We start from the raw sequence: 1287 nt of genomic DNA on the forward strand, positions 1-1287 counted from the left end.
TGCGAACACTTGGTTCGAGATTTAGTGCTATATGCTATCTTGATATTATTGTTAGTTTTGATTTTTCAGCGGCAGCTTGTTCGTCAGGCGATTTCAGGTGTTTTTTATGGAGTGGCAGGAATTCTGTTCTTATATTTTGGCATAAGTGATAAAACACTGCTGACCTGCGTGCTGGAGCTGGGGATGGGTCTAATGTTCATGACGCTGTTTGTGCACGCTTTAACCACCGCTAAGAATTCATATGGACAACGTTTGTTAGACAAAGATCGTGATCTGCTGAATTTACTTCGGGTTCAACCTGGCTTTACCTTTAGGCTGGAGAAAAGTGGTGATGAATTTTATTATAGGCTGCTTGAAGGTGAATTGCTGGAGCGCGTGGGTCTGAATCTACAAGTCAACTACAATAAAAGGGAGCATGTGAAGCGTCTCGGGGACATTTTGGAGCTTTCCTCTGAAACGATGGAGCAGCTAAGTCAATACTACAAACAGGCCTGGTTCGGTGATCGGACCGTATTTGAATTGGAGTTTTGGGAATATTCGGCTCTCATTACCTTACATCCGGTTAGGGAGGACGGGAATACCAGGCATGTTATCGGTCACGTGTTGGATATTACAGAGTATAAAGCCTCTGAGCAGAAGCGAAAGGAGATGGACGAGGCTAACCGTGCGAAAAGCACTTTTTTGGCTCATATGAGTCACGAAATTCGCACCCCGCTGAATGGAATCATCGGTCTGTCAAAGCTGTTAAATAAGACTGAACTGACTGCCGTTCAAAGAGATTACCTCCACAAGCTTCTCGCTTCCTCTCGTACCCTTTCATCCATGCTCAGTAACGTATTGGACTTTTCCAAAATGGAAGCCGGCAGTCTGGAACTGGAAAAGGTAGAATTCGAGCCGGAAAAAATGCTTCGGCATCTCGCAGATACCGTTGGAACTTTACTTGAAGATAAGGAAATAGAGGTCGTATTTATAACGGACCCGGCGTTACCGAAAAGCTTTAAGGGAGACCCGCTTCGAATGGAGCAGGTGCTTTCAAATCTTCTGACCAACGCCATCAAGTTTACGAATCAGGGACATGTATTGTTACAGGTAAAAATGCTAAGTCAGCAGGAAGGGCGAGTAGGCGTTTCTTTTATGGTAGAAGATACGGGCATAGGAATTTCCGAGACGTGTATAGACAAGCTGTTCGTCCCTTTTATCCAGGCGAGTACATCAACCAGCCGCAGATATGGGGGCTCTGGGCTGGGTTTGGCCATTAGCAAGCATTTGGCTGAAGCTATGGGCGGG

At 45.6% G+C, this 1287-nt stretch carries 1 protein-coding gene; it reads left to right on the plus strand.

Annotated elements, in window-relative coordinates; all coding sequences use genetic code 11:
* Positions 1-9: 9 nt before the first annotated feature.
* Positions 10-1287, plus strand: a 1278-nt coding sequence (locus GRP75_RS27225; protein ID WP_337194281.1) for an ATP-binding protein, incomplete at its 3' end; no start/stop codon positions are given.

The organism is Paenibacillus sp. OT2-17, assembly GCF_009827695.1.
In the GTDB taxonomy this organism is placed as follows: Bacteria; Bacillota; Bacilli; order Paenibacillales; family Paenibacillaceae; genus Paenibacillus; species Paenibacillus polymyxa_B.